We start from the raw sequence: 22,528 nt of genomic DNA, 5'->3' as shown, positions 1-22,528 counted from the left end.
TACCTACCTCAACGATTGTCACGCTACGATGCCTGCGGAACTGTTGGGGCATACGGTTTGTGCGCGTGCAGAACTCTCAAGGCCTTGGCTCCGGCGGCCCGTCGAACGACAAGCCGCACTACGACATTGTGGTCATCGGCACGGGACCGGCGGGACGGCGCGCCGCGATTCAGGCCGCCAAGGGCGGCAAGCGCGTGGCCGCCATCGATCGCCAACGTTACGTCGGCGGGCAGGCGGTCCATCGCGGCACGATTCCTTCCAAGACCCTGCGCGAGGCCGTGATCCATGTGACCGGCATCGGCCAGCGCTCGTTCTACGGCGAGTCCTACCGCGTGATGGCCGACGTGACCATGCACGATCTGCTGCTGCGCACGGCCCAGGTCGTTCAGGCCGAGGTGGACGTGGTCCGCGACGGCTTTTTGCGCAACGACGTGGAGCTGCTCAACGGCGTCGCGCACTTCGTTGATCCCCACATGCTCGCGATTCATACCGAGAACTCCATCATCGAGGTTCGCGCCGACAAGGTCATTCTGGCCACCGGGTCGAACCCGTCGCGGCCGGCGCACATCCCCTTCGACCAGGAGCGGGTCGTCGACAGCGACGGCATCCTGGACCTGCCAAGGATTCCAAAGTCGCTGACCGTGGTGGGCGGCGGAATCATTGGCACGGAGTACGCCAGCATCTTTGCCACGCTGGGCGTCGCGGTGACACTGATCGACGGGCGCAAGGAACTGCTCGACATCGTCGACGAGGAGATTGGCGAAGCGCTGAAGTTCCGCATGCGCGAGGACGGCATCACGATGCGCCTCGGGCATCGGGTGGAAAACGTGGAGTTCGATCCCAGGGGCCGTCCGGTCACGGTGCTCGAAACCGGCGCCCGCACGGTCAGTGACGTGGTGATGTACTCCATCGGACGCCGCGGCGCCACGGGACTGCTGAATCTCGACGCCGCCGGGCTGGCCGCCGACGACCGCGGACGGGTGAAAGTCAACAAGTTCTTTCAGACGGAGCAGGAGCACATCTATGCCGTGGGCGACGTAATCGGACAGCCCGCGCTGGCGTCCACGTCGGCCGAGCAGGGCCGCCTGGCCGCACGCCACGCCCTGGGTTTGGACTGCCCCAGCATCGACGACGAGTTGCCCATCGGCATTTACACCATTCCCGAGATTGCCCTGGTCGGTAAGACCGAAGAGCAGCTCACGCTGGAAGGGGCGGCCTACGAAAGCGGCGTGGCGCGGTACAAGGAGATTGCGCGTGGGGCAATCATCGGCGACGACTTCGGCATTCTGAAGCTCCTGTTCGACCCGGGCACGCGCAAGGTCTTGGGCGTCCACATCTTCGGCAACCAGGCCAGCGAGCTGCTGCACATCGGCCAGGCGGTCATGCAGCTCGAGGGCACCATCGACTACTTCGTGGAAACGATCTTCAACTATCCGACGTTCGCCGAGGCCTACAAGGTCGCCGGACTGAACGGGGTCAACAAGCTGGTCCGGTAGACCACGCGGCGCGTTGGGGCAGTTGCCAGTGGCACTATGGGCTGTTCCCATTCGCCCTCAAGGTCACGCCGCATGTCGGAGCCTGCCAACACCCCCGCCGCTGAACGCCGCCGCATCCTGACCGGGCTGCGCCCCTCGGGGCCGTCCCACGTGGGCCACTACGCCGGGGCGTTTTCGCAGTGGTTGGAGCTGCAGGACGAGTACGAGTCGTTCTTCCTGCTGGCGGACTACCAGGTCTCGGACTATGCCGACAATCTGCCGTGGATTCGCTGGGGGCTGTGGGAAGTGACGCTGGACTGGCTGGGCGTGGGGTTGAATCCAGACAAGTCGCACTTCGTCATCGAGAGCGGCGTGCCGGAGTTTGCCGAGCTCACGCTGCACCTGAGCTGGTTTCTGGGGCTGGGCCACTTGCAGCGCAATCCGACGCTGAAGGCCGAGCTGGCGGACCTGGAAGCGACGACCAAGTCGGTGCCCGTGGCCTTCTTCAACTATCCCGTCATGCAGATCGCCAATATCCTCCTGCCGCTGGCGCACCTGGTGCCGGTTGGCGACGACCAGCTGCCGCACATCGAGATGACGCGCGACATCGCCATTCGATTCAACCGGCGGTTCGGGGACACCTTCGTGGTACCCGAGGCGCGGATCGGTGCGGTGCCGCGTCTGGTCGGCATCGACGGCAAGGGCAAGATGGGCACCTCGGCCGGCAATGCGATCTTCCTCAAGGACTCGGAGGAAACGCTGCGGGCCAAGGTGCGCAGCATGTTCACCGACCCCAAGCGGCTGCGAGCCACCGATCCGGGCACCGTGGAGGGAAATCCGGTGTTCATGTATCACGACGCCTTCAATCCGAATACGGACGAGGTGGACGACCTGAAGGCCCGCTATCGAACCGGCCGGGTGGGGGACGTCGAGGTCAAGGACCGGCTGTTCGACGCCATGAATGCGTTCCTGGCGCCGATTCGCGACCGGCGGGAGCACTGGGCCGCGCGTCCCGACGACGTGCGCGACGTGCTGGCTGCGGGCACGGCCGCGACCAAGCGCCGCGGCGAGGCGCTGGTCGAGCAGGTCCGCACGGCGCTCAGCCTCGACTACTTGGCCGACGGTCCGCCGCCTCCACCGGACGGCGCGCCATAGGACCGGTCCGGTCACCACGGCGCGCCCGGCGTGGGCGCGAAGTGGCCGCGGCGCCGGCCGGACCTACCAGGCGGTGTGCCGATGTCTGAGAAGCGAAAGTCCCGGTCCCGCATTCGCCCGGTCGCGCTGGCGGTGATTCGCGACGGCTCGCGTCTGCTGGTGCGGCGGTACACCGCGCCCGACGGCGAACACTACTACCGACCGTTGGGCGGCGCGATCGAGTTCGGCGAGCGGGCGGCGCAGGCCGTCAAGCGAGAGATCCTGGAGGAGATCGAGGCGGAAATCGAGCAGGTGCGGCATCTGACCACCGTCGAAAACATCTTCGAGCGGGACGGTGAGCACGCGCACCAGATCGAGTTTCTCTTCGAGGCGCAATTCGTGGACCGGTCGCTCTACGGCGCCGAGCTCATCCATGGGATGGAGTCAAGCGGAAAACGCATCGAAGCCGTTTGGCTTGACCTTTCCGAGCCGCTCGACGGTCCGTTGTATCCCGAGGGTCTGCGGGAACTTCTGACGGCCGCCTGAAACTGACGAAGCGGCCAGGAGCATCCACGTACGCAGTCGCGCGCGACAATACTATGCGGGACACGCCTCACTTGCTGGCACACTGGCCCGAAGACCGTCGCGCATCAGGTGATAGCAACCCACTCAAATGTCCGCAATCTCGTCCGGCCGCAAGCATGAAAGCGTGGTCAACGCGGCGTTGGCGGATTTGTTCCACAAGCGAGCGGGGCTCCAAGCTGAGCCTGAATCGACCCACTCAGACAGTGGACGGCCCGATGTGCTCGTCCTGGTCGACAGCGGGCCGATAGCCGTCGAGACGGAGTATGCACCGGCGCGCAGCGTGCACGCTGACGCGCTCTCTCGGCTAGGAATGGAGATTCAGGGCCAGACCGTTGCCGTAGCCTTTGCCGTGTCGGTGCCTGAAGACCTTCGGAGAGTTCCCCAGGCCCAACTAGGTAGCAGGCTAGCCGTTGCAACCCTGGACTGGCAGGAGTGGCGCGGAGACGGAACCTCGGGTCCGCAGATTCGCGGGAGCGTTGATGAACTAGCGCAGGCCGTACGTAGCGCCGAAGCGCCAGTCGACGACCTGGATGAAGCAGTTGAACAGTTAGACGAGGGCGCCCGGGCAGCGGGCGCTCGGCTATTCGCGTCACCGGCGACGCTGCCGCGGGTAGCCGAGGTGTTTTTGACGGCACCCGGCGACGAGGTCGCGAACATGGGAGCGCTCGTCGTCATCAACGCCATGATGTTTCACGAGCGCTTGGCCGAATTCGAACCGGGCATACGTCCAGTCAGCACGCTCCGCTGGGACGGTCACACTTCCAAGAACCGCTTGACAAGCGCCTGGGACGCGATTCTCGCCATCGACTACTTCCCAATCTTCCGTATGGCACGGGATGTGGTGGAAGAACTCCCGACGCAACTCGCCTCGGATTTCCTGGATCGCTGCGCGCTGACGGCCGAGCGTCTGTTGGGGCTGGCCGCCACACGCCGCCACGACCTTGCGGGACGAATATTCAACCGGCTCATCGCCGACCGAAAATTCCTGGCCGCCTTCTACACGAAAATCCCGACGGCGACACTCCTTGCTGGGCTTGCGCTCGATTCGTCGCAATGGCCCGACGTGGATTGGCGCAACCCGGAATCCATACGGGATCTCACTGTCATCGATCCCGCCTGCGGCACCGGAACGCTGCTAATGGCCGCATACCACCAACTGGCGGACAACGCACGCCGTGCGGGACTGGCCAGAAACCTGCCGGATACCCAACTGCATCAACTGCTAATCGAAGACGTGATTCACGGCGCAGACGTTGTTCAAGCCGCCATTCACCTCACGGCAGCGACGTTGGCCGCGATGTCGCCGTCGGTCGCATTTCGGCGGATGAACCTGCATACGCTGCCGCTAGGCTTCGACGATGTGAACGGGGCGCGGTTGGGGTCGTTGGACTGGCTCACACGCGACCGTCTCGACTCTCTATTTTCAGGCGCGGGAGAACAGGTAAGCGGGCTCGCAGGCGAAGAAGCATCCAGTGCGCAGCGGCCCAGAGCTGATCTAGTCATCATGAATCCGCCGTATACCCGGCACGAAGGCCCTGGCGACGGGTCCGACACGTACACGACGGTATTCGGGTCGTTCCGAGAGCCGTCTGTCGAGCGGCAGATGTCACGCGCCCTTGTGCGGGCCTGTCAGGGGACGCCGGCAAACCAGCGGGTGGGCCTGGCGTCGGCCTTCCTTGCGCTGGCAGACCGTCTGGTGCAATCAAACGGACATATCGCCGTGGTGTTGCCGATGGCGGCGGTTGCAGGGAGCGCCTGGTCCGGGATGCGGGAACTCCTGACATCGCGGTATGCGGTGAGTTACATCCTCGCGGTGCATGACCCCAAGAACCAATCGCTGTCCGAGGACACGGACATCGCCGAAGTGCTGTTGGTTGCACGCCGCCTACGGACTGACGAGCTGCCGCCGCGTCGAGTGACCTGCGTGAACTTGTGGAAGTCGCCGATGCAGGTTACCGACGCGCTCGCCGTGTTGAATGCGGTGCGCTCAGTGCCCGCTGTTCAGCGCGTGGACGGGCCACCAGTTGGAGGCAACCCGCTGGTGGTCGGCGGGGAAATCTGGGGAGAGCTGGTGGACTCGCCAATCGACCGCGCTCCGGTGCCCGGAGTGCGGTGGCGCTCTGCCGAGATTGGGCAACGTGCCCTGGCACTTGCGAACGGTCTCATTTGGTCCGCAGACGGAACCCGCGCTGTGAGTGCGATCCCCATCGCGCAAGTTGAGTCCATCGCCACCGTGAGTCCTCACCATGGGCAAATTCGTAAGGACTCGATCGGCGTGTTCGACGCTTTCCACGGCTACGATGGACTAGCGCAGTACCCAGCTATCTGGAAACAGCGCGAGGCGGTGCATCGTTCGCTGGGTACCGACCCCAATGCGCGACTTTCGCCCAAGCCCGGCCGCGACCATGCCCGGGTTTGGACCGCAGCCGGGAACCTGCACCTGACACCGGATGTTCGGTACAACTCACAGCGAGTCGCCGCCGTGCGAACCTTCGAACGCACTTTGGGCGTGCGCGCTTGGCACACGCTCAAACTCAATGACGACGCGGGCGAGCTACGTGAGGTCATGGAGGCCGCGCTTGCGCTCTGGTGCAACTCGACATTTGGGATGCTCTGCCATGCCAGCCGCGCCAACCCATCACAATTTGGGCGCGGACAAGGCAGCCGGACGTTGATTCGCGAGTTGCCGACGCTAAACGTCTGCAAACTGGACTCGTGGCAATTGGATGCCGCGAACGGCGCCTGGCGCGAACTGGCGAACGTTGAGTTCGAGTCCTTCCACCGCTGCGCGGTGGACTCTGCACGTATCGAGTTGGACCGGGTACTCGTGCGCGACATACTCGGGCTGGGCTCCGAAGGTCAGGAATCAGTGGCGCGCCTGCGACGGATACTGGCGGCGGAGCCATCAATCCACGGAGCGAAACTACCTGAGCTTGACTAGGCGCGAGCGAAATGCCCGTGCTACGAAATAACAGCTCATTCCACATCGTAGACTGGGTTTATGTCGGATTATGTAGCTTTATTTTCGATTTCGACTCACCGCTTGCAGTTCGTTGCAGGGTTGTATACTATTTGAGTATGGACTTCCTAAGGCCCTACATCTATCATATTGCTCCTAGGTCGTTGCCCAAACGTGATCGGCCTAGGCTGGGTACCGCCGAGTTCATCTGTGCAGCCTCAAGCCCGAAATATCGCTTCCCGGAGTCGGGCCGCGCCTTTCGGAATGTATCGTTGCCTAGACCGCCGGTGGCCTGAAAGGTGAAACCATGCGGCATGTAGTAGGCCAAGGTGAATTGGCTCGGAGAAGGGTTTCGGTCACCATCGTGCCATTCGGAAGCTCCGAAATTGCAACTGAGCTTTACTTGGCGCCAACCCCGAAAGCCCCCCGCCCCGACCAGCGCCCTCGGGTTCGCATCATTGACGGCGGCACCACACTTACCCACTTTGTCTCGTCGCCGGTGCCATTCTTTCGCGCCTAAGCAGCCCAGCCCCCAAGCTCCCGCCACCCAGTACGCTGTATCTGCCCCGAGAACCCAACAATCGGCGCTTGCTGGGAAATCTGCTCTTGCACAGCCTGCTCCGCTTGAATCTGTGCCGCTCGCACCAACTCCTGGAGAAGTGCCTGTTGCTCAACAGGCATAGTTGAAGGGTCTATTCCTGCCGGCATCTGCAACTGAACATTGAGATTTAGGTTTAGCTGAGGCGGCATGTTTCTCTGATGGCGTCCCTTGAGTTCAGCTGTGAAATGATGAGCTAAAGCCAAAGATTCAATACACGCCATCACCAGAGGCTCAATACGCTCTTCTTGATTATCAGGTATAAATGTATGAGGATCAATCGGACTATCTAGACAAAACAGACTTTCGTATTCTTCGAAGATGTTCCATATTAGGTCCTCGCAGACTTTATCTGGTTCAACAATATTCAGACCAATCTCACGCGCCTCGCGTCTGCCAATTGCGTGACCATGCTCAAACGTTTTCTCAGCCAGTGTATCTACAATTACATCTATAGCAGGGCCATCAATTTCAAATTTCGAGCTGTGAGCCTCGAGAAGCTTCCTTGCAACTGAGCGAATATGCGAATGGCCGCGATATATTTTGCCAAGGATCTGAGGTGATAATTTATCCGTGAGTGATGCTGCCTGAGTTCCCAGGACATTCTGATCAGATAGACCGACCTCGTCCTTCAAGAACCGGACATAAGCCATGATGTCCTCAACAGATATCTCTTCTTGCGTTCTTTCGCCATCCGGACTTGAGTGGATTTGCTTTAGCTGTGGATCGATAGGTCCTAACTCACCTTTGGGGCACATTACAATTTCATCGGCACCTAGTGCGATCATGGTAGCTGCACTCATAGCTCGGTAGGGAATAAGAACTGCGAATTCATCTGCAAATTCACGGACAAGTGAGACTATTCGCCAAGGTGTATCAGTCGATCCGCCGCGGGAGTAGATGAGTAGATCAACTTTACTTACCTTTCCAATGCGCCTAAAGTGATCATAGAGTGGCCTCACAGCATCGTCGCCGATTTGAGCGCTAGCATTTTCTCTATCACTGATGGTGTATGCGACCACTTTGCTTTGACGGTGCTTCTCCAGCTCGCCGATCAATCGGCGTCGACGCCGATTGCCGTTGTCAGATGATTCCTGAGTCATCAATACTCTAACCTCGAATGGCGCACACCCCTTGTCTTGCACGCGGTGTGCTGGATGTTCGGCCTAGGCCGATAGGAACAGGCATAGTATCGCAATTTGCGGTGGGTGGCCACAGCATATTGCAGTGGCTGAATCCTGTACCACAGCATGTGGTGGTCGCCCTGAGGCGGGGAATCACAGGCTAGCTCCCGCCTACGCTAGGTCTGCCCCGGGACACCGCCGGTGACCGCGACCGGAAATTCAGGGGGCATTGCGGGAGAGAATCCAACGAGCGTGAGTCGCGGGAAGTGGTGTCGCGGACTGAAGTGCCTGGCGGATTCCCCAGATTTGGGCGATTCGGTACGCTTGTTCAGCAGCCGGCAGCCCTCGGGCTGCCACATAAACCGCTATCCCCGGCCTCGACTCCCAAGGAGCAGCGATTGATGGCGCACAGCAACGGCAGCCAAAGCGTCACCGCCCGCGCGAGCGCGGTGCAGACGGTGACGATCGACGACACGGTCGAAGTCCCCGCCGACGACCGCGAGCGGATCGAAGACGTCGGGTTCATGACCGCGATGACGCTGGTGCTGCTGGGCAACTACGCCCAGACCGGGCACTTCGGCGGGCCGCTGGCCTATACGCCGTACAACGTGGCGCTGCACCTGGGCGGACCCGAGAACGGCGCCCTGCGCTACGACTACCGCCGGCCCAAGCACCCGTTCTGCGACCGCTTCATGCTGGCCGGGGGCCACAACATCCCCACGGCCTACGCCCTCTGGATGATCATGGGCGAGGCCATGGCCCAGAAGCACGCGGCGACGGGCGACGACCGCTACGCCGTGGACCCCAACGTGGGCATGCTGCCGATCGACGCGCTGGGGTTCCGCCGCGGACGCGGCGCCCTGGACACGCTGCTGCAGGACCACGGGCTGGAGGACCACCCGCTTTTCGCACAGGCCAAGATCCGCGGCATTCGCTCGCTCGCCGGTCATTCCGAGACCACCGACCTGACCAACGACGTCAACGGCGGCCCTTCCGGTATCGGCGTCGCCACGGCGGCGGGCAAGGCGGCCTTCTGGGACTTCGTCGGCGCCGACGACTCGCTCAAGGTGATCGCGCTCGAGGGCGAGTTCGCCATGACCGAGGGCCACGCGCAGGAGCTGAAGACCCAGGCGCTGGCGCAGCAGGTGGGCAAGCGGCTGCGCGTGTTGCTGTCCTATAACAACGCCGGCATCGACGATTCGCTCGTCGGCGGCGTCATCGACCCGTCTCTCACCCAGGGCTACGTGATCGAGGACCAGTGGACGTCCTACGGCTGGAATGTGATTTCGGTGGAGAACGGCAACGACTACGACCAGATCATGGCGGCCCTGCGGGCGATGGAAGAGTGGGATCCGAACGACCGCCGCCCGATCATCCTGGTTGGGACGACGACCAAGGGGTGGTGGCCGGCCGCGGACAACGGACACGTGCCCGGGTTCGGCGACCAGCTCGTCGGCTATCACAGCCATCCCTACGAGTTGAAGATGAACGAGCCTTACTTCGTGGCGCTGGCCGAGACCTTCGAGCGGCGCTACGGCGTGGAGTTTGACGGCATCCGCGACGGCCCGGTGGCCGACGAGCGCGAGCGCCTGATCCAGTTCAAGACCAACATCGACGTGGCGATGTCGGTGCTCAACCAGAACGGTTTGGGCGACTGGCTGGCGGATCGGCTGGTCGAGATCGGCGACTCGCTGAATGACAACCTGCCACTGCGCATCGATCCGACGATCAATCCGTTCATGGACGAGCGGCTGTGTCCGGATAACATTCCGCTCGAGCCGCAGTCGGTCGAGGTCACCAACGAGCTCACCGGCGAGACGGCGACGGTGGACATCGAGCTGGCCAAGAAGCCGGGCGACGTTGCCGGCACCCGGCGCGCCATCTCCGAGCTGATCAAGTGGGTCAACTACGTCACGGACAACCGCTTCATCACCCTGGCCGCCGACCTGTCCAGCTCGATCAACGTCGAGAAGGGCGCGCTGTGGGGGCACTACGACCCGGTGGACAACCCGTTGGGCACCCGCATGAAGGCGCCGATCGAGGAGGCCGGAAACGCCTCGTCGGCGATCGGGCTGGTGAGCCAGTCCGCGTCGCTCGACCCCGACCGCCACGCCGGTGTCTGGGCCCTGAGCGGCACCTACGGCGCATTCACGCCGCTGATGTATCTGCCGGCGCGCGTCTGGAGCCAGCAGAACCAGGACAGCCCGTTTCGCATGGGCGTGCTGCACATTCTGGCCGGGCACTCCGGGCCGGAGACCGCCGCGGACGCGCGCACGCACTTCGGCATCTTCGCGCCGCAGGTGTGGAAGCTGTTCCCGCGCGACCAGGCCATCAACTTGAGCTTCTGGGATTACAACGACGTGGCCCCGGGCTACTTCGCGGCGGCGTCACTGGCGGCACGCGATCCGAAGGTTGGGCTCATCACCATCGAGGTGGCGCGACCCGACTTTCCGGTGGCCGACCGCGCCGGATTCGCCGACTCCGATCCGTTGGCGGCGGCCAAGGGGATGTATCTGATCCGCGACTGGGACGCGGGCAGCGAGCCGCAGGGCACGGTGTTCGTGCAAGGTTCGAACTCGACGGTCAACTTGATGCGCGTGCTGCCGCAGCTTGAAGCCGAGGGCGTGAACGTGCGAGTGATCGCCGTGGTGAGCGAGGAGCTCTTCGAACGCCAGCCGCAGGCCTATCGCGACCACCTCATTCCGGCCGGAGCGCGCTATGACGCGATGGTGGTATCCACGGGCACGCGGCGCATGCCGCCGGTGCGCGACCTGGGGCCGCTGACCGATGAGTACTCCCTGTGGTCCGACTGGGACAACCAGTGGCTGACCGGCGGAACCGAGCCGGACGTGATCGCGGAGGCGAATCTCGACGCCGACTCGATCCACGCCGGCATCAAGCGCTTCGCCGAGGCGCGGTCCGAGCGGCTGGCGCGCCAGCGCGAGGTGTTGGCGGCGCTGTAGCGTGAGAGGGGCGGGCTCGACTGGTCAGGCGTCGACCCGTTGTGACTCTCGGCCACTGGTCGAGGCGAGCGCCGTGGTGCATGGCACAGGTTCACCCAACCTAGTCATTCAAAGTTCGAATTGGAAATTGACGGGTGTGAGACGCGGAAATAGGGTATTCGCATGGCAACCGCAACCGCAGTCCGAGATGACACTGGTCTCCTGATTCCCACGAAAGGGATTCCCAAGGAAATCCTGCGGAAAGTGGAGCGCGCCGGGCGTCGCGAGATCATCAGCGACTCATACCCCTACGACACCAAAATGGGCCGGCGGGCGTACGAACGTCGGAAGGCCGCGCTGCAGGTCGAGCTGCTCAAGATGCAGAAGTGGGTCAAGGAGACCGGGCAGCGCGTCGTGCTGCTGTTCGAGGGGCGGGACGCCGCGGGCAAGGGCGGCACGATCAAGCGTTTCATGGAGCACCTCAACCCCCGTGGCGCCACGGTTGTTGCGCTGCCGGCCCCTTCCGAGCGGGAGCGCGGCCAGTGGTACTTCCAGCGCTACGTGCAGCACCTCCCATCCGAGGGAGAGATCGTGTTCTTCGACCGCTCCTGGTACAACCGGGCGGTAGTCGAGCCGGTGCTGGGCTTCTGCACGCCGGCCGAGACGGTGCGTTTCCTGCGCGACACCGTCTTGTTCGAGCAAATGTTGATCAGCGACGGCCTGCGGCTGTTCAAGTTCTGGTTCTCGGTGAGCCGGGAGGAGCAACTCAGGCGCGTGGTGTCCCGCGCCCAAGACAGCCTCAAGCAGTGGAAGCTGAGCCCCGTGGACAGGCGGTCGCTGCCGCTGTGGGACGACTTCACCGAGGCCAAGAAGGTGATGTTTGCGGGAACCGATACGAAGGCTTCGCCGTGGACGGTTGTCAAGTCCGACGACAAGCGGCGCGCCCGGCTGAACTGCATGCGCTTCGTGCTGCGGAATCTGGAGTACGACCCCGACGTCGCCCGGCGCGTTCCCAAGCCCGATCCCAAGCTGATCGGGCCGGCGAAGTCGCTCTACGCCAAGGACGAGGTCTGGTAGCGAAGGCCCGGGCGGCGTAGCCGGCGGCCCATTCCATTCGGGACCATCGGCTCGCGCCCCCGACCCCGTTGATCCCTTGACGATGTCGCGAGCATTGACCGTCCCTGAGGAGTGAACAGTTGTTCGATGCCAGTGGCGCGGGGTGGGACTATGACTGGCTCGTTCTCCTGATCGGAGGGCATTCGGCGGCCGGGAAGACCACCGCCGCGGAGCGCATCGGGCTGTCGCTGGGCGTGCCGTGGCTAATGGTCGACGACGTGCGGCTCGCGTTCCAACGGGCTGATGTGACGCTTCCCAAGGGAACGGAGTCGTTGTACGCCGACAAGCGGCCAGACTTTAGGAATCGCACGCCCGAGGAGCAGTGCGCCGCTCTCATCGACGTTGGCGGCGTCATGTCGGCCCCGCTCGAGGCGATCGTGGAAAACCATGTCGACCAGCAAATCCCCATCGTGATCGAGGGGGATGGCGCATTGCCGTCGCTGCTTGCTCGCCCATCAATGCTCGAACGCGCGGCCTGGATACGCGCGGCGTTCATCGTGGAACCGGACGAATCAGCGCTTCGGGCCGCCCTGGTGGCTCGCGGCGGCAGCTGGGTTGCGGGCCGGACACAAGCTGAACTTCAAGCCGAGGTCAGAGGCAAGTGGCTGTTCGGCCAGTGGCTTGCCGAGGAGGCTTCGCGGCGCAACCTGGAGGTCGTGGAGCCGCGACCAAGGGACACACTGCCCGAGCGGCTGATCGAGGCGGCTACCGGGGCGCGCTAGGCAGGCTCGGGAAACGACAGGCACAGACCGTCGGCGCCGCCGATGACGCAGCCGTCGAAGACCTCGCGCGCTTCGTCCACCATCGCCTGCATGTACGCCGGGTCGTCGGCTTCGGTCATGACGTGCACCAGCACCAGTCGCTGGACGCCCGCGGCGCCGGCGATCTTGCCGGCGCCGCGGGCCGTGGTGCAGGCCGAGTAGATGTCGGGCCACTGGTCGCGCGAGGCGTCGACCTCCATGGCCATGTGGACGAGCGTGTGGGCCCCGCGCGCCAGCTCGACGATCTCCGGCAACGGGCGCGTGTCCCCGGAGATGACAATCGAGCCGCCCTCGGCGTCGAGCCGGTAGGCCAGTGAGGTGAGGTAGGGCTGCGCGTGCTGGGCGTGCCCCACGCGAACCGTCCACCCGTCAGTTACGACCGTATCCCCGACGGCGAGCTCTCGAACGTCAATCCGCGGGCGCCGGCGGGGCATCACACCGCCGCGATTGCGGAAGGCCTGCAAGCTCATGGGATGGTTGGTGCGCGCGACGAGATCGGGGGCAAAGGCGCCGTCATGGCCGAACAGGCGCTCCGTCATGCGCTCCAGCGGTCGCGGGCCAAAGACGGAGAGGTCGTCGCCGCGTCCGGCGCCCTGGTCCCAGCGCGACAGCGCGAAGTGCGCGTAGTCGGTGGAGTGATCGAAGTGCAGGTGGGTGAAGAACACATGGCCAATCGTGGCCAGGTCGATGCCCGCCGCCGCGAGGTTCCGCGTCGCCCCAGGCCCCAGATCGAACACCGCGCCGGCGTCGCCTACGCCGACATAGGTGGACGACCCGCCGCGATGCGGTCGCGGGTCGGGCGTTCCGGTGCCCAACAGCACCACTCGCAGCGGCTGGCTCATCCGTGGGGCCTTTCGCACAATGCGGGCGGATTGTGAGCGCTGGAGGCACTGCCCGCGTGTCTGATTGGGACGTCATCGTAGTCGGCGTGGGCGCCATGGGCAGCGCCACGGCCTTTCACCTGGCGCGCCGGGGCGTGTGCGTGCTGGCGCTGGAGCAGTTTGACCTCGCGCACGACCAGGGCAGCTCCCACGGCTACACCCGCATCATGCGGCATGCGTACTACAACGCGCCCGGGTACGTGCCGCTGGTGCAGCGAGCCCAGACGCTGTGGGGCGAACTCGAGGAAGTCAGCGGCGAGACGCTGTTTATCCACTCGGGCGGTCTCTCGCTGGGACGGCCCGATGCGCTGGTGGTGCGCGGCGCGCTGTTGGCCGCCGAACGCTATGGGCTGGAGCACGAGGTGCTCGACGCCGCCGAGGTCGCGCGGCGGTTTCCCGCCGTTCGACTCTCGGACGACATGATCGGCGTGCACGACCCGTCGGCGGGGTTCTTGCTCCCGGAGCGGGCGATTCTGGCGCACGCGGCGGCGGCTCGCCTGCACGGGGCGGAGGTGCGGACGCAGGAAGCCATCACCGGCTGGGAGGCCACAACGGACGGCGTGGAGGTCCAGACCGAACATCGCGTTTACCGAGCCGAGCGGCTCGTGTTCACGGCCGGCGCATGGATGGCGGAGTTGCTGGCGGACCTGCATCTGCCGCTCGAAGTGACGCGACAGGTGGTCGGGTGGTTCGAGCCGGATGAACCGGCCCTCTGCGAACCGGACCGTCTGCCGGTGTGGCTGCTGCAGCCACCGGACGACGAGGAGTATTTCTACGGTCTGCCGCGTTTCGGTCCACCTGGGCTCAAGCTCGGGCGCATGTTCCACCTGCAGCACGCGGTGACGCCCGAGACGCTGAACCGGACGACGGACGACGCGGACGAGGCGCTGTTGCGCACGTGCCTGGCTCCCTACTTTCCGGGTGCCAACGGGCGCGCGCTGGAGCTGATGACCTGCATGTTCACCAGCACGCCGGACGGCCACTTCATCATGGATGCGCACCCACGACACCCAAACGTGACCCTGGTGTCAGCCTGTTCCGGGCACGGGTTCAAATTTGCGTCGGTGGTTGGCGAAATCGCGGCTGAACTGGCGCTGGACGGTCAATCCCGGCACGACATCGAGATGTTCCGCCTGGACCGCTTCGAGAACGGTACAGCTCGATAGGCGTCGCCGCGGTTCCCAACCTTGTGACCGTTGCGTAACCATCCCGCCACTCCTTTGTCCGACTCCCTCTCCCAAGGGAGAGGGCCTGTCCCGGCGCGAATCGGGTGCGGGTGAGACCATGACCCCATGACGCCGGACTCATTCATCGCCAAATGGCAAGCGGTAGATCTCAAGGAGAACGCGGTCGCCCAGTCGCACTTCAACGACCTCGGCCGCATGCTCGGCGAGCCGACGCCGGTGGAAGCCGACCCAACCGGCCAGAACTACTGCTTCGAGCGCGGCGCGCGAAAGGACTCCGGCAGCGACGGCTGGGCCGCCGACATCTCAGAGGAAGACGCCCTGTGGGAGCTGTTGGAATTGAATCGGACACGCTAAGAATCCGGTGCCAGAGACCCGCGCCCAGGCGTGTTGACGCGTGTAGCGCGACACAATACACTTCGCCGTAGTCTCTGATGTCACAGATCGGAATCGACCGTGGACGTAGGTGAATTCATCAGGCAGCGCGTGCTGCCGCAGGGAGTGACGGTGACGGACGCCGCAAGGCAGTTGGGTGTGGGACGGCCGGCCTTGTCGAACCTCTTGAATGGCCGCGCCGCGCTCTCTCCCGACATGGCGCTCCGGTTGGAGAAAGCGTTCGGCGCCGACCGGCAGGAACTCTTGGACCGCCAAGAGCAGTCGAAGCAAGACCTCCGACGCGAGGCGGATCGGCGCCTGGCCGTACAGGCCCACGTGCCGAGTTTCCTCACCATCACCGCTCGGCAAATCAGCGACTGGGCGGCTGGTAACGACGCCCGCGCCCAACTGCCGGTGCTGCTTCGCCGATTGATTCATTCAACGGGCTACGATCTGCGCCGCGTTGATTTTCCCGGGTACGACAACGCGCAGCGGGCCGGTTGGGACGGCTGGGTCGAAGCCGGCGAGCCGACTCCGTGGATTCCCGATGGTGATTCGGGTTGGGAGCTGAGCACCAATCGACGCCCGAAAGCCAAGGCCGAGCACGACTACAGGGGCCGGTTGGGAACCGTCCCAGCGGCAGAGCAAGCAAAGCTCACGTTCGTGTTCGTCACTGCGCGCAACTGGCCCGGCAAGAATGACTGGGCTGCGGAGAAGGAAGCACTTGGGCACTGGAAGGCCGTTCGGGCCTTTGATGCAAGCGACCTCGAGCAATGGCTGGCGGCGTCGGTCACCGGGCAGGTCTGGCTGGCTGAAAGGCTAGAGATTCCCCTAGACGGACTTGAGACCCTCGATCAGTCCTGGAGTCGCTGGTCCACGGCGAGCGAGCCCATGATGACTGTCAAGATGTTCGAGCCTGCGGTCAGTGCTCACCGTAAAGCCATCACAGAGTGGCTGGCGGCCGAACCCGGAGACCGCCCGTTCGCCGTCGCCGCCGACTCCAAGGATGAAGCACTGGCCTTCCTCTACTGCCTGTTTGATGAAGGCGAAGCGCCGGCCCAGCACGGAGATCGAGTCGCCGTGTTCGACTCGGCGCAAACGCTGAGAATCCTAGCGTCAGCGTCAGCGCCGTTTCTTTTGATCGTGTCGAGCGAAGAAGCCGAACGCGAGCTCGCCAACGTCTATCGGCGGCGCCACTGCATCGTGGTACGTCCCCGCAACGCTGTTGATCGCGAACCCAATGTGGACCTTAGACCACTAGGCCGTGAGGCGTTTGAAGCGGCGCTCGCCGACATGGAAATCAACCGAAACGACTTTGATCGATGGGGCAGGGAGTCCGGTCGCTCGCCAACTATCCTGCGGCGGCGCCTCTCGAATATCAATGCGATTAGAACGCCGCCATGGGCTGCGGACTTTGGAATTGCGCGCAGCCTGATCCCATTGGTGATGGCCGGTGCCTGGCACAGGGAATCGAGCGCCGATTGCGAGATTCTCTCCGCCCTTGCAAATGCCGACTATCAGAAGGTCGAGGAGACTCTGGCGCGTCTCCTGCATTTGGAAGACTGCCCGGTCTGGTCTGTCGCCGAGCACCGCGGCGTCGTGTCCAAGCTGGACGCCCTCTTCGCCATCAGCCGTTCTCTGACGGCGAAGCACATCGAGGACTTCCTGGAGCTTGCCGAGTACGTGCTGTCAGAGTCCGATCCGTCTCTCGAACTGCCAGAGCGTGATAGATGGGCGGCGGGCCTCTACGGAAAGACGCGCGACCACTCCAGCGCGTTGCGCGACGGCATCTGCGAGACGCTCGTCCTGCTGGCGGTCCATGGAAACGATCTATTCCAGCGTCGACTTGGCGTCGATGTCGAGCAACGTGTTTCCAACCTCGTCGAGCGGCTCCTCGCGCCATTGACACTCGACAAGCTGCTGTCACACGAGAGCGACCTCCCGCGGTACGCCGAAGCGGCGCCGAACACGTTCCTTGCCTTAATCGAGCATGACCTCGGGCAATCGGAGTCTGCTCTGCAAGGTCTCTTGAAGCCTGTCAGCGACCCTTTGTTCACGGGCCCCTCGCGAACAGGTCTCCTGTGGGCATTGGAGTGCCTGGCCTGGAGTCCGCAACGTCTTTCGCGCGTCAGCCTAATCCTGGCGCAGCTTGCTTTGACGGAGATCGACGACAACGTGGCCAACAAGCCAATCGATGGCCTAGCGGCAATCTACTGCTGTTGGATGCCACAGACAGCGGCTTCGCTCGACGATCGCATCAGGGGCCTTGAGCTTCTTGTGCGCCGCTTCCCCGAGGTCGCCTGGCAAATCTGCATGCAGCAAATTGAGTCACACCAGATAGCGATCCCGAGCTATCGGCCACGGTGGCGCACCGACGCGGTAGGTGCCGGAGAGGTGGTGACCAAGCTAGAGCTAATGAAGTTCGCTTGTAGGGCACTCGACCTCGCATTGGCATGGCCCGAGCACGACAGCGCGACTCTTGGTGACTTAATCCAGCGACTCAGTGGAATGTCCGATGAGTATCAATCGGACGTGTGGAATCTGATCGACACATGGTCTCAGACTGAAACCGACGAGAGCGCCAAAGCAGAGTTGCGCGAGCAGATTCGTCGCTACGCGCTCATGAGACGCGGACGGGGGCACAGCCCAGAGACCATAACCCACCAAAGAGCACGTGACGCCTACGGGCAGCTCGCACCCCGTGATCCAGTCAACCGTCACGCGTGGCTGTTCGCCGATGAATGGATTCGACATTCCGTTGGCGACTTCGACGGCGAGGAGCTGGATTTTTCCAAGCGTGAAGATCGAATCCACAAACTTCGAACCGATGCGATGGCGGACATCTGGGCAGCAAGCGGCCTTGATGGGGTCACCAACCTCCTCGCCACGGGCAACGGCGCCCACGCAGTCGGACGCTACGCCGCTCCGTGCGCGACCGCGCAGGGCGTGGCGGCAGACGTTCTGCGAATCTGTCTATTCGACGACTCCCAACCCAGCCAGAAGACCGACGCTTTCATGCAGGGGTTCATTTGGGAGATTCACGGTTGTGACAGGGAGTCGATTCTCCTGGAAGTCGCAAGTGCAGCCACTACCGACCAGAAAGTGCGCCTTCTCACGTGCGCCCCGTTCGACAACCGAACGTGGCGCCTACTGGAACAATACTCCCCGGATGTCCGCGACGGCTATTGGCGCGAGGTCCCCCCTCGCTGGAATCAGCATAGTGAGTCGGAGTTGAACGAATTGACCGATCGACTCCTTGAAGTAAAGCGTGCCTGGCCAGCGTTCCATACTGCGAGTCGGGATTGGGACAAGATTGAGACTTCGCGCCTGAAGCGACTCTTGACGGCTGTCGCCACTACCGTCGATGCAGACGAAACGATTGCGCCCGACGCCTTCGACATCTCGCGTGCGCTCAGTGCACTCGATGGGCGGCCCGGCGTCACCCAGGCTGAGATGGCGCAGTTGGAGTTTACATTCATCGGGGCACTCGACGAAGATGAGAGCAACCACGGCATTCCGAATCTCGAGCGCGAGATCGAGAAGTCACCGATACTCTTCGTTCAGGCGCTGGCCGTCCTCTTCAAACGCGACGATGACGGTGACGATCCGTCTGAATGGAAGATAAGGAACTCCGCTCAGCGCACCGCTGCCGCAAGTGCCGCGTATCGCCTATTCAATCGCATCAGGCGCATTCCAGGCACTGAACCCGACGGCAGTATCAGCACAGACAAGCTGAAGCGCTGGGTCGCGGAAGTACGCCGTCTGTGCGCGCAGTACGGCCGAGTCGACCTCGGGGACCAATACATCGGCCAGTTGCTTTCCAAGGCCCCGGCTGGCACAGACGGCCTATGGCCGTGCCGCTCGGTATGCGCGGTCATGGAGACTGTGTCTTCCGAGCACATCGCGCGTGGATTCCATATTGGCGTCAATAACGCTCGGGGCGTCCACTGGCGTGGCGAAGGCGGCGATCAGGAACGTGAGATTGCAGCAAAGTACCGGTCCTGGGCACAGCTACTCGACTTCGAATTCCCCTATGTGAGCAGCGTCCTTGAACGGATTGCCAGCGGCTACGACGACGATGCTAGTCGGGAGGATTCGCGCGCGGACGTTCGCCGACGGATGGGCCATTTCTACTAGCCGCCCGCCGAAGCCACACGGGCCTAGACTTCCGCTCCCCGCATGCGGAGGCCTGCGAATAGAGGGGTAGAGGCTGTTCGCGAACCGCCCCTACCTGTGGAGAAACAGGTTCGGCGGCAGCTAGATTCCCGCTTCTAGAGACCTTTACGAATCCGGTCAGACAAAGGGATAACCGTGCGCATCCAATCCGCTCCCAGGTTCAATGAAGAGTGAATTCCCGCATTTGCAGGAATGACGGACGCGGGAGGTCTCACTAGACCGGCCACACGATCGGCACGACGATCAGCGATGTGACGAGGATCAGCAGCGTGAGCGGCGCGCCCACTTTCAGAAAGTCCACGAAGCGGTAGCCGCCGGCGTTGTAGACCAGCAGGTTGGCCTGGTGGCCGATGGGGGTGAGGAAGGCCGTGGAGGCCGAGATAGCCACCATCATGAGGGCCGGTTGCGGGGCGATGCCCGCGCCTGCGGCGATCTGGAGCGCAACCGGCGCGATGAGCACGACGGCGGCGGCGTTGGACATCAGCTGCGTCAGCAGTGCGGTGGCGACGAACAGCCCGGCGAGCACGGCCAGCGGCCCAATCGGGCTCACATATTCCTCGGCGAACTGCGCCGCGAGATCCGCGAGCCCGGTGGACGTGATGGCGTCGCCCAGCGGGATGAGCGTGCCGATAAGCACGATCGTGCGCCAATCGACAGCCGTGTAGAGGCGCTGGTAGGGCAGCACGCGGAAGAGCAGCATGAGGATGATGCCGGCAGCGGCCGTCACGCCAATGGGCGCGATGCCCGCGGCGGCCAGCCCAACGACGCCCCCGAGAATGAGCACGGCCACGGCCATGTGCGGTCGAACGGCCGGCCGTGCCGGTCGACGACCGATGAGGATGAACTCGCGCGAGCGGGCGAAGGTGTCGACGCGATCGATGGGCACCCGGACGACCAGCACGTCGCCCGGCCGGATTTGCACATCGCGGATCGGGCGTCCCAACCGCTGGCCCTGGCGCCAGATGCCCAGCACCACGCCGCCGTAGCGCCTGCGGAAGTTCATCTGGACGACCGTTTGGTGCGCAAACCTGAAGGCCGGACCGGCCACGAGCTCGACCACGGCCATTCCATCGCTGGCGTCGTCGGAAGAAGCTCCGGCATGTTCACCGGCGAAACGCAAGCGCTCGGATTGGGCAAAGCGGGTGACGGCTTCGAGCTCACCTTCCACGATCACCCGGTCGCCGGCATAGATGGCGTCCGACGGTCCCGGAAACCTGTTCCGGACGCCGAGATGGGTGATCTCGACCACGGCGATACTAAAACGAGGCCGCCAGCGGAGCTGCGACAGAGTGCGCCCGGCGAGATCCGAATCGCCCGGCACCTCGAGCTCGACCATGAAGTCGCGTCTCTGTTGGATTTCTTGTTCAACGTCGGCGCCCTCGCGCGCGGGGATGAGCCGCGGCCCGGCAAGCAGCAGGTAGAGCAGCCCGACCGCCATGACGGCCAGGCCGGTCGGCGCGTAGTCGAACATGCCGAACGGCGTCTCGCCGGCCCGCGCCAGCGCGTCGCTGACGAGCAGGTTCGGAGGCGTGCCAATGAGGGTGACAAGCCCGCCGAGCAGGGAGCCGAATGAGACCGGGATGAGCAGCTTGGAGGGAAAGGTCTTTGCGCCGAGCGCAAGGGTCGTGGCCGCGGGGATCAGGATCACGGTCGCGGCGATGTTGTTCATCACGGCCGACATCACGCCCACGATCAGCACCAGCAGCGCCATGCGCAGGCGCAGACCGCCGCCGAGGCGCGCGATCATGGCAGCAATCGCGGCCGGCACCCGGGCCTCGACGAGTCCCGCGCTCAAGACGAACATTCCCGCCACCGTGATCACGGCGGGACTGCCGAACCCGCTGAACACCCGGTCCGGCGTGACGAGCCCGGCGAAGGCCACCGCCAGCAACGCCAGCACACCGACCAGGTCGGGACGCACGCGTTCGCTGGCGAAGAGCGCCAAGGCGCCGCCTAGCACGCCGATGAGAATCCAGGCGTCGGTGGTCATGGCGCCTCTGTCGTCATGTCGCCGTCAGGCAATGGGATAGGCTAAAGCCCGCGCATCGGGAACCGCCGCCGTGACCGGGAGGAGTGAGGGCAATGGCCGAGAAAGGCGTAGCCGCCGCGTTCTTTGGTTTTCGCAAGCCTTTCGAGTTGCGCGAGTTTCCAATCCCGGACCCAGCGCCGGGCGCCGCGGTCGTCAAGATTAGCCTCGCCAACATCTGCGGATCGGACATGCACTACTGGCGGGGCGAGATGGACATGGTCAAGATGGGCCGGCCAATGCCGGCGTGTCTGGGGCACGAGGGCACCGGCGAGATCTACCGCCTGGGGGCGGGCGTGTCGACCGACTCGATGGGTGATCCGCTCCGAGAAGGCGATCGCGTTCTATTCTCATATCTCTATCCCGACCTGCAATGCCCCACCTGCCTCAAGGGTCATACCTACGCCTGTCCCACGCGACAGCACGATCGAATGGGTGGGCTGGAGGAGTGGCCGCACTTCCGGGGCACATTTGCACAGTACTACTACCTGCACCCCAATCACACGATGTACAAGGTGCCGGACCATCTCACCGACGACATGGTGGCGGGACTGAACTGCGCGTTGGTGCAGGTGATTTCCGGTTTGCGGCGCGCCCGTCTGACATTCAACGAGACGGTGGCCATCCAGGGCGCGGGCGGTCTGGGCGTTTATGCGGCTGCGGTTGCCAAGGCGCACGGGGCCTCCAAGGTCATCGCGATCGACGGCGTGGATGAGCGCATCGACCTGATCCGGTCGTTCGGCGCGGACGAGATCGTGGATATACGCGAGTTCGAGACGCCGGAGCAGCGCGTGGACCGCGTGCGGGAGCTGACCGATGGACTGGGCGCCGATGTGACGCTGGAGCTCGTGGGCCATCCGGGGGTGGTCTCCGAGGGTCTGCAGATGACAGCGCCGGGCGGGCGCTACCTGGAGATCGGCAATATCAACGTCGGCTGGCACACCGAGTTCGATCCGTCGTGGATCGTCTTCCGCAGCATCTCGATCATTGGCGTGGCGCACTACACCTCCCAGGACCTGCGGCATGCCCTGGATTTCCTGAAGGACAACGTGTCGCGCTTGCCGTTCGACCGGGTGCTGTCGCATCACTTCCCGCTGGCCGACATCAACGAAGCTTTCGCGCAGCAGGACTCCGGGCGGATCACGCGCAGCGCCTTGGTGCCGCACGTCTAGAAAATCTGCGGTTTGCCTTG

The 22,528-nt window shown here is 63.9% G+C and carries 14 protein-coding genes; 11 read left to right on the top strand and 3 right to left on the bottom strand.

Annotated features, from left to right (window positions below):
• Positions 1-65: 65 nt before the first annotated feature.
• The 4 genes from sthA to OXG79_11195 all read left to right on the top strand — a co-directional run bounded on the left by sthA (position 66) and on the right by OXG79_11195 (position 6,135).
• Positions 66-1,496 (top strand): Si-specific NAD(P)(+) transhydrogenase, encoded by a 1,431-nt coding sequence (sthA, locus tag OXG79_11210; protein MCY3784341.1) that lies wholly within the window; start codon positions 66-68, stop codon positions 1,494-1,496.
• A gap of 72 nt (positions 1,497-1,568) precedes the next feature.
• The gene (trpS, locus tag OXG79_11205; GenBank protein MCY3784340.1) at positions 1,569-2,630 is read left to right on the top strand and encodes a tryptophan--tRNA ligase; all 1,062 of its coding nucleotides are present in this window, start codon (positions 1,569-1,571) and stop codon (positions 2,628-2,630) included.
• Positions 2,631-2,711: 81 nt separating this feature from the next.
• Entirely contained in the window at positions 2,712-3,155 is a 444-nt protein-coding gene (locus tag OXG79_11200; protein ID MCY3784339.1) for an NUDIX domain-containing protein, read from the top strand.
• A gap of 127 nt (positions 3,156-3,282) precedes the next feature.
• Positions 3,283-6,135, top strand: coding sequence for a hypothetical protein (locus tag OXG79_11195; protein ID MCY3784338.1), 2,853 nt, complete (start codon positions 3,283-3,285; stop codon positions 6,133-6,135).
• A 534-nt stretch (positions 6,136-6,669) separates the two neighbouring features.
• Here OXG79_11195 and OXG79_11190 read toward each other — a convergent pair.
• The gene (locus OXG79_11190; GenBank protein ID MCY3784337.1) at positions 6,670-7,854 is read right to left on the bottom strand and encodes a hypothetical protein; all 1,185 of its coding nucleotides are present in this window, start codon (positions 7,852-7,854) and stop codon (positions 6,670-6,672) included.
• Between the two features lie 422 nt (positions 7,855-8,276).
• Here OXG79_11190 and OXG79_11185 point away from each other — a divergent pair, with 422 nt between their 5' ends.
• From OXG79_11185 to OXG79_11175, 3 genes are all read left to right on the top strand, one after another.
• Positions 8,277-10,838, top strand: a complete 2,562-nt coding sequence (locus OXG79_11185; protein ID MCY3784336.1) for a hypothetical protein — start codon at positions 8,277-8,279, stop codon at positions 10,836-10,838.
• Positions 10,839-11,000: 162 nt separating this feature from the next.
• Positions 11,001-11,894, top strand: coding sequence for a polyphosphate kinase 2 (ppk2, locus tag OXG79_11180; protein ID MCY3784335.1), 894 nt, complete (start codon positions 11,001-11,003; stop codon positions 11,892-11,894).
• A 119-nt stretch (positions 11,895-12,013) separates the two neighbouring features.
• Positions 12,014-12,655, top strand: coding sequence for a hypothetical protein (locus OXG79_11175; protein ID MCY3784334.1), 642 nt, complete (start codon positions 12,014-12,016; stop codon positions 12,653-12,655).
• Here OXG79_11175 and OXG79_11170 read toward each other — a convergent pair.
• Positions 12,652-13,536, bottom strand: coding sequence for an MBL fold metallo-hydrolase (locus OXG79_11170; GenBank protein ID MCY3784333.1), 885 nt, complete (start codon positions 13,534-13,536; stop codon positions 12,652-12,654). The two genes, OXG79_11175 and OXG79_11170, sit on opposite strands and share 4 nt — an antisense overlap.
• Positions 13,537-13,592: 56 nt before the next feature.
• On the opposite strand from OXG79_11170, the gene solA reads away from it, so the two are divergent.
• From solA to OXG79_11155, 3 genes are all read left to right on the top strand, one after another.
• Positions 13,593-14,741 (top strand): N-methyl-L-tryptophan oxidase, encoded by a 1,149-nt coding sequence (gene solA, locus OXG79_11165; protein MCY3784332.1) that lies wholly within the window; start codon positions 13,593-13,595, stop codon positions 14,739-14,741.
• A 126-nt stretch (positions 14,742-14,867) separates the two neighbouring features.
• The gene (locus OXG79_11160) at positions 14,868-15,116 is read left to right on the top strand and encodes a hypothetical protein (protein MCY3784331.1); all 249 of its coding nucleotides are present in this window, start codon (positions 14,868-14,870) and stop codon (positions 15,114-15,116) included.
• Positions 15,117-15,215: 99 nt separating this feature from the next.
• Complete coding sequence (locus OXG79_11155; protein ID MCY3784330.1) at positions 15,216-19,271, top strand: HigA family addiction module antitoxin; 4,056 nt, start codon at positions 15,216-15,218, stop codon at positions 19,269-19,271.
• A gap of 253 nt (positions 19,272-19,524) precedes the next feature.
• Here the strand turns inward: OXG79_11155 and OXG79_11150 are convergent, their stop codons facing one another.
• Complete coding sequence (locus tag OXG79_11150) at positions 19,525-21,300, bottom strand: SLC13 family permease (GenBank protein MCY3784329.1); 1,776 nt, start codon at positions 21,298-21,300, stop codon at positions 19,525-19,527.
• 92 nt (positions 21,301-21,392) lie between these two features.
• On the opposite strand from OXG79_11150, the gene OXG79_11145 reads away from it, so the two are divergent.
• Positions 21,393-22,508 carry a zinc-binding dehydrogenase gene (locus tag OXG79_11145; protein ID MCY3784328.1) on the top strand — a complete coding sequence of 372 codons (1,116 nt, stop codon included), beginning with the start codon at positions 21,393-21,395 and terminating at the stop codon, positions 22,506-22,508.
• Positions 22,509-22,528: the final 20 nt, after the last annotated feature.

The sequence above is a fragment of the Chloroflexota bacterium genome, assembly GCA_026706485.1.
GTDB lineage: Bacteria > Chloroflexota > UBA11872 > UBA11872 > UBA11872 > JAJECS01.
The sequence above is the reverse complement of the archived record's forward strand: the minus strand, read 5'-3'. Positions and strand labels throughout refer to the sequence as shown.